The following is a 7,383-nucleotide window of genomic DNA, read 5'->3' on the forward strand; positions in this document are numbered from 1 at the left end:
GCTCTGGAATGCTCTGACGCTGGTCGAGCAATTGGCCAGCAAGGCGGTGCATAAGCAGGTGTCCGAGGCCATGTTGGTGCCCTGAGTGCGAGTCGGTCTCAGCCCTACTACTAAAGGACGGGATCCCCCACGCATGCCATTCGGCCAAGGCGGGGATACGGTGGTGTTGGGCTAGTTGTAAGTGGCTTTCCCCATGAGGTCAGTCGGCTGTCGTCGTTACTCCTGACACCGCAGTGTTGATGCTTTACCTCAGATGAACCGTAGGTTTTAATGCTGGCCTTTGGCCGGCTCAGGGCTATGCAGCCCGGTCGCCTCATCTAGCTTGCTACAAATACATCAAGGGAGTGATGGTCGGCATGATCGTCGGTATTGATCTCGGTACTACCAACAGTCTGGTCGCCGTCTGGCGCGAGGGTGCCCCGCAACTGGTTGCCAATGCCCTCGGTAGTTTCCTCACCCCCAGCGTCGTCGGTCTCGACGATAGCGGTCAGGTGCTGGTCGGCGATGTCGCGCGCGAGCGTCTGCAGACCCATCCGCAACTGACTAGCGCCTTATTCAAACGCTATATGGGCAGTGCCCATGAAGTCCGCCTGGGCAAGTGTACGTTCCGTCCCGAAGAACTCTCGGCCCTGGTGCTGAAAAGCCTCAAAGCCGATGTCGAGCGCGCGTTCGGCGAGCCGGTGACGGAGGCGGTGATCAGCGTGCCGGCCTATTTCAGTGACGCCCAACGCAAGGCCACGCGGGTGGCTGGAGAACTGGCTGGGCTGAAAGTCGAAAAGCTGATCAACGAGCCCACCGCTGCTGCCCTGGCCTATGGCGTGCATCAGAAGGAAGAAACCACCTTTCTGGTATTCGACCTGGGGGGCGGAACCTTCGATGTGTCGATTCTTGAGCGCTTCGACGGAGTGATGGAGGTGCGCGCCAGCTCCGGCGACAACTTCCTTGGTGGCGAGGATCTGGACGATGCCCTGGTGCAGAGCTTTCTCGAGCGCCAGGGCGCAGGCCTGCCAGATACCTCACAGCCACTGCTGCGCCACCGCTTGCGGCGCGAAGCGCAACGGGTGAGGCATGCTCTCGGACAGGAGGGCAGCGCGACCTTCAGCTTGCGTGACAATGACCGTGAGTGGAGCGAAGTCTTTACCCCGGATCAGCTGCGCCAGGCGCTCGAACCCTTGCTGGAGCGCCTGCGTGGTCCGATAGAGCGAGCTCTTCGCGATGCGCGGATTCGCGTGGCTGACCTTGATGAGGTGCTGCTGGTCGGCGGCACCACGCGTATGCCGTTGGTACGCAAACTGGTGGCCGGTCTGTTCGGGCGCTTTCCGTCGATGCACCTCAATCCCGATGAAGTCATTGCTCAGGGCGCGGCTATCCAGGCGGCACTCAAGGCGCGTGACGCAGCGCTGGAAGAGGTGGTTCTCACCGATGTCTGCCCTTATAGCATGGGCATCGAAACCACCCAACAGGTAGGCGAACGCTATGACACCGGCTTCTATCTGCCGATCATCGAACGCAATTGCGTCGTGCCGGTGAGCCGGGTGGAACAGGTTGAGACACTGCACGATGGCCAGAGGGAAGTCTTGGTGAAGATCTTCCAGGGCGAAAGCCGCATGGTGAAGGACAATATCTTCCTCGGAGAACTGAGTGTCGCCGTGCCGCCACGCAAGGCCGGCGAAGTGAGCCTGGATATCCGCTTCACTTACGACAACAATGGCCTGCTGGAAGCCGATGTGAGCATTCCGCTGACCGGGGTGAATCACCGTCTGATTATCGAGAACAACCCTGGCGTACTCAGCCGTGAGGAAATCGCCGCCAAGCTCAAGACTCTGGAGAACCTCAAGATCCACCCCCGCGACCAGCAGGTGAACAGCATGATAGTGGCGCGCCTGGAGCGCCTCTATCAGGAGTGCCTGGGCGAAGTGCGCGAATATGTCGCCCGGCTCGCCAACGATTTTCAGCGGGTGCTGGACAGCCAGGACGAGCGGCAGATTCGCGAAGTGCGCGGCTCGCTGAATGAGCGTCTGGATCAGCTCGATCGCGGGTTCTAAGGGGCGGCTATGAATTGCTGGACGATACTCGGGCTGCGCGCCGATGCCGACGAACGCGCGATCAAGCGCAGCTATTCTGCTCTGCTCAAGGTGCATCGCCCCGATGAGGATCTCGATGCCTTCCAGCGTTTGCGTGGGGCCTACGAGAGGGCTCTGACGATTGCCCGCCAACGGGCCGAGGAACAGGGTGAAAGCGAGGGGGTGGAGTTCGCTTCGGTTTATCCGCAGAGGGCTGGCGATACCGGTTTGCTTGTCGAGCTGGAGCAGCCGCGAGTCCAGGCAGATGAGGCCGAAGTGACACAGGCTCAGATGCTCGCCAGTCTGGATGATCTGGCTCCGCCCAGGCTGAACGTCATTGCCGCCCAGGCCAAGGCCGATGGCCGACTTGCACTGTTTGAGCGTTGCTTGCTGGAGCGCTGCCTGAACGACAGCGAGCAGGGCTATCTGGCGGCCCAGTGGGCGCTGGTGCACCTGGGATGGTTGACCCCCTGGCAAGATAACTCATTGCCGTCGGTGCAACTGGACGGGCTGGCCAACCGTCTACTCACCACCGAACTGCATGGCTTACACGCCCTGCTGGCAGAGGGTGACGAGCAAGCTTTCTTGGAGCGGGTGGCGGTACTGCATGAGGAGGGCTGGTTACAGCCATTCGACCTGCGGGCCCATTTCAATCGGCAGTTGGTGAATATTCTTCTAAGCGTCACGCAATGGTCGCTGCCATTCTTCAAAGAACTGTGCGCCAGATGTGGCTGGGACGAACTGCAGGCGAACCAGGCGGGCTGGCTACGCGAATGGGATCAGTTGCTCCGCCGCGGCGAGTTGGAGAGGCTGGAGGAGAGATTGCGTGTTCGTATGGCCTTGCGCCGGCCCGATACCGCTCAGGCACGAGCCGCTTGGTTACTGTTGAAGCCATTGAGGGTCGGGCAGCGCAGACGGTTGGTGGATCGCTTTACCGAGGCAGATTGGCGTGCTTGCGAGATTTTGGAAGAGACTCTTACGCAAGAGGCTCCCGAGGTGTTGCCACGTGTGGCCCCAGATGGGCTGCTGGACTGGCGTCAGTGGAACAGAAGTATGGATTGGCGAGGCTCGGGGCTTTGTCTGTGGCTGCTGCTTCTCATCCCGAGTTGGTTTTTCTTGTCGGATGGGGGACCGTCCCCAGGAAAGTCGCCGCTTTCTCAAGACTGGCTGACGTGCGTATTCATGGCGGGTATGGCTAGTGGGCTCTTGATTGTTTTGCATCGGGGGTGGCGAGTTTTCGTCCACTGGTTGTCGGGACTGGACATTGCCATCAGCTCCATCTTCCTACCGGAGAGGTGGATTCGGCATGGGAGCGGGTTGTTGCTGCTGCGCCATGTGATTCCATGTGCGGTCATAACCTTGGCAGCTGCAGGGATGGGGGCAGTTGAAGGCGTACTGGGTATAGTTGTTGGTGGTTTGACGGCACCGTTGTCTCTGGCCTACGCCGATTTCACAACCCGGGTAGGCTCTCCCCAGATACTGCTTTGCAATGCCATGCCTCGTTTCATCTCGTTCTTGAGAAAAGTAGGCAGGGATCGCCTGATATTGATGAGCGTCTGGTTACGCACGTCACGGGGGAAGTTGACATTGGGGTTATTGTTGCTCGTTGCTACTGTCTCCGCACTTGCGTATTTCAGTCAGAACACTGTGGCTCGTTGTACTTGGACGCGGCAATACAACGGTCTGTGCATAATGACTGAGCAAGTCCCTTAGTTGCAGTTCGGCTTAGTCGTTATGCATCCGGTCACGCTGACCCAGGGGCGGGAACAGGCGAATCCACAGGCCACTGACTACCAGCGCGTCGGCCCCGCCCATCAGCACTGCGGAGCCAATGGGGGCAGATTTTTCCCTACTCAAAACGTCCGCTCCTGGCCTAGGCTGTGTAAAAACGTGCACTGAGATCGACTCGATCAAAAATCGACCTCCTGTAGTCGCGTATACGCCACGATCGCCTATCGGGCAAGGGGGCAATCACCCCCTAAAACGTCCAGAGTTTTCGTTTTTACACAGCCTCGGCCAGTACCTGCCTGTCGCCACCGGCAGCAAAGGGTCGACTACCGCCTGCCCTGGCGGATCCTTTAGCAAGGTAGCTTGGATAAGAATTGGTGGAAAACGCTCCGCAGTTTCCACCCTACGCGAACTTGGGAGCTGCGTAGGGTGGACAACCTTTACTTGTCCGCCAGCTTCTGCGATTGGCCGTTCTCAGCTGGTTGCCAAGGCCTGCTATAGGGCAGAGCTGCTGGATGTGGTCGGCCGGAGCCGATCCTATACAGGGCGTCCGTCGCACCATATCCGCAACAGTTTTCAAGCCTGCTTCCCGCTGTTGCCGGAATGAGCCAAGCTGGCAGCTTGGGTTACCGCTATGGCCCAACGCGCAGCGCTATCCGGCGTGTGCCTTGGTTGCTTCGGCGGGGTTCGCCAGGCGTGAGGGAAAGATGTCACTAATCGACACGATCATTGCCCAGGTGCTGAAGCTCGAAGTCAATCTCTACTACGCCCGCGGTCGCCTTGAAGACCGGAGCGACCCCGAGGCCCTGCATGACCTGCGCATCACGGTGCGACGGCTACGCAGTCTGCTCAATCCGCTGCGCGGCAAGGGTGTGGTGGACGCACTCGATCAGGCCGCCGTCGCAGTCGGACGCTTGACTACGCCGACTCGCGACCTTGAAGTGTTGGCCGAGGAGCTGCGCAATCGCGGCCTGAGCGAGCCGGCCAACAGGCGCGAGGCCACACTGGCAGCGCGCTATACCGAGATAGTGCAGAGCCCGATACTGCAGCAGCTGTTGGTCTGCCTGGATGCATGGCCGGCGGACTTGCGTGCGGCTAAACGCGACGGTGAACTGCGTCTCTTGGACAAGCTGCTCAGCAAGCGCTTGCGCAAGCAGTTGGTGCGCCTGCAAGACGCGCTGGCAGACCCGCAGCATGACCCGCATCGCATCCGTCTGCTGGTCAAGCGCAACCGCTACGCCGCTGACGCCTACCCGCAGCATTCGCCCGTCTCGGCGCAGATGGCTAGCGTCCTGAAAGCCGTGCAAGCGGAACTCGGCGCATGGCATGACCGTTATCAGTGGTGCCTCAAGGTCAGTCAGGAGCCAGACCTGGCGCCGCTTCGCCAGCAATGGCAAAGCGAGGCGGCCATGGCCATGGCGCAGGCCGAGGGCGTGCTACTCACGCTCGCGGGCCTGTTGGCGTCGGCCGGTAAAACCAGGGCCCGCGCTACTGCGGGTGGGCCCTTATAAGCGAGGCCGGGTCGTCGTTCGCGACGCACGCCAGCACGCTGTGCGGGTGGGCATGAGTGACAAGCTGCGGGTTCTTGTCGCCAGTTGGCAAACGATGTGTGCTCGGCGATGGCGGAAGCACTTCTGCGACGTACCGACAGCAAGCGCTGCGCGGCTCGTAGCAAGGGGATCCGGCCGCTGCAGGGCGATCCGCTGACCCGCCCGGTTGCCTCGCTGGCCCGAGTGTCCTGCCGCCGTTTTTGCCTCCTATACTTAAAACACTGTGGTCGGGCGTGCCGGACGTTCCGTTGGAGAGGGGGCTGGCAAAGCTGCAACAGCACCGGATGCGGCTTGTTAGGAGGGGAGAGGGCAGCCTTTTGAGGTCTGCGCAGCGATGAGGCCCGTATGAGCAGTCTGACGTGCTGGGTTGAAACCTACTCGATGGTGGGTGGGCGAGCGCAGTCGAAGCCTTTGTGCGCGATTGCAATGTTGAACCGGCATTGTCTGACCCTCGCCCTGGTGGTCGCGCTGGCGGGGTGCGCCACTGCCAATCGCGGCCCCGAGCTGACACCGCCAATTCTGATCTCGGAGAGTACCTGGCGGCAGGTCGATAGCGACATAGTCGCCGCGTCGCGAGCCGCGGCAGAACCGGCCAAAAGCCATGCTCGCGATGCCATGGCAAGCTGGCGGGAGCTGATCCGCCGACGCACCGAGACCGACTTCGTGCCGTGGTTTACCGGCTACTGGACCCAACAGTGGCTGTCCATGAAGGTGGCCTGGTACAAGCTGAGCGCGGGGAAAGAGGCAGCACCGACGGAAGATCGACTGGCCACCTATCTGCAGGAGCAATACCACGATCGCGTGCTGAAACCCGTCGCCAAGGAGATCGATCCCGATCTGGTGATGCAGCAGGCGATGAAGGCCTACGTCCAGCTCCTCGGCGAGCAACTCGAGGGAATCCCGCGGCGCTACGGCCTACCTTTGGACCAGTTCGACCGTCGACTCAAAGACATTCCAGCGATCACCCTGGCGCCTCCAACAGCCCATAGCGCTTCGCTGTACCAGATCGTCCACGCCGATCCGATCGAGCGGCTGCCGGCCTATGTGGCCCTGCTCGATCGACTGCGCAACACCGCTGGCGGCGCTGCCGGCGGGGCATCGGACACCGGCATATCGTCATTGGCGAAACGCACCAGCAAAAAACTGGCGAGCGAACTCGCCACCAGCGGCGTCGCCAGCGCGGCCGCAGCGTTGGCCGGCCGGGCTGCCGGTATGCTGATTTCCCTGGGGGCGGCGGGTTTCAGCGCCATGCTGCGCGAAAATGACCGACCGGAAATGGAGGTGCAGCTGCGCCAGAACCTGAGCACTACCTTTGACGCAGAGTGGCTCAGCCTGATGGAGAACCCCACCACAGGGGTGCTGGCAGGCGTCTATTACCTGTCTGGAAAAATCGAGGGAAGTCTCGGCAACAGCGATACGTTGCCGGTCAAATTCGAATCGCCACCGCGAGAAGCTCCCCTGCCGGGCGAGCAACCGCTGCAGGGCGGAAGCGGTGTCTACGATGCCCCTGGCGACTATTGGCGCACGGAGGAATAGCCATCAGTTTTCCTGGCTGGGTTAAACCCGTGCGCGCTGGTCCACGCAGGCAGCCGGATCAGGCGTGGCGTAACCCAGCATTGCCGCGAGTGTGCCGACGCCGCGCTGGGTTACGCGGCGCTCGAAGCACTCCGTCGCTGGTATTTCGCTGACATGCCCACTGACCCAGCCTTGAGAGACTCACCACTTTCGCTGGCAGGCCTCTTTATCGGCTATGGCCCAGTCAGCTGTTGTGCCGGGCGAATGCTCGCGGCAGGGCGTAGTCGCCCAGCGCTGCGCCGGTTTCCCGGTGCAGGCCTTCGGAGTGCGCCAGGCCGCCGTTAAGCCCTCTAGGGTCTGTTGCCGTTTCATTGCGAGCCGCGTTGCCGCGAGAAATGGCCCCCGATTAGGCGCAGGACGCAGGTAATGGTTATTCCCTTGCCAAGTCCTGCAACAACAGCGGGGGCCATTTCCCGCGCAACCCGAAGGGCCGGGCCTGTTTTTGCGCGATGCGGCGTTTCTCGTCG

5 protein-coding genes are annotated in these 7,383 nt (G+C 61.3%); 4 read left to right on the plus strand and 1 reads right to left on the minus strand.

The genetic code is table 11. The annotated features are described in order from the left end of the window. Nucleotides 1-356 precede the first annotated feature (356 nt). Nucleotides 357-2,045, plus strand: coding sequence for a molecular chaperone HscC (locus FBY03_RS13060; protein WP_147172802.1), 1,689 nt, complete (start codon nt 357-359; stop codon nt 2,043-2,045). Between the two features lie 9 nt (nt 2,046-2,054). Then, entirely contained in the window at nt 2,055-3,776 is a 1,722-nt protein-coding gene (locus tag FBY03_RS13065) for a J domain-containing protein (protein ID WP_147172803.1), read from the plus strand. Between the two features lie 12 nt (nt 3,777-3,788). Here the strand turns inward: FBY03_RS13065 and FBY03_RS23280 are convergent, their stop codons facing one another. Further along, on the minus strand, nt 3,789-3,920 hold the full coding sequence (locus tag FBY03_RS23280; protein ID WP_371920774.1) for a hypothetical protein: 132 nt from the start codon (nt 3,918-3,920) through the stop codon (nt 3,789-3,791). A 578-nt stretch (nt 3,921-4,498) separates the two neighbouring features. On the opposite strand from FBY03_RS23280, the gene FBY03_RS13070 reads away from it, so the two are divergent. Then, on the plus strand, nt 4,499-5,302 hold the full coding sequence (locus tag FBY03_RS13070; protein ID WP_147172804.1) for a CHAD domain-containing protein: 804 nt from the start codon (nt 4,499-4,501) through the stop codon (nt 5,300-5,302). Between the two features lie 384 nt (nt 5,303-5,686). Beyond that, nucleotides 5,687-6,877, plus strand: coding sequence for a hypothetical protein (locus FBY03_RS13075; protein ID WP_256677927.1), 1,191 nt, complete (start codon nt 5,687-5,689; stop codon nt 6,875-6,877). The last annotated feature ends 506 nt before the right edge of the window (nt 6,878-7,383 follow it).

Origin of the sequence: Pseudomonas sp. SJZ079 (genome assembly GCF_007993865.1) — a bacterium.
Classification (GTDB): domain Bacteria; phylum Pseudomonadota; class Gammaproteobacteria; order Pseudomonadales; family Pseudomonadaceae; genus Aquipseudomonas.

Bases quoted from the DNA above. Each gene is read 5' to 3' on its own strand.
- FBY03_RS13060 (WP_147172802.1), top strand. From the start codon at position 357: ATGATCGTCGGTATTGATCTCGGTACTACCAACAGTCTGGTCGCCGTC.
- FBY03_RS13065 (WP_147172803.1), top strand. From the start codon at position 2,055: ATGAATTGCTGGACGATACTCGGGCTGCGCGCCGATGCCGACGAACGC.
- FBY03_RS13070 (WP_147172804.1), top strand. From the start codon at position 4,499: ATGTCACTAATCGACACGATCATTGCCCAGGTGCTGAAGCTCGAAGTC.
- FBY03_RS13075 (WP_256677927.1), top strand. From the start codon at position 5,687: ATGAGCAGTCTGACGTGCTGGGTTGAAACCTACTCGATGGTGGGTGGG.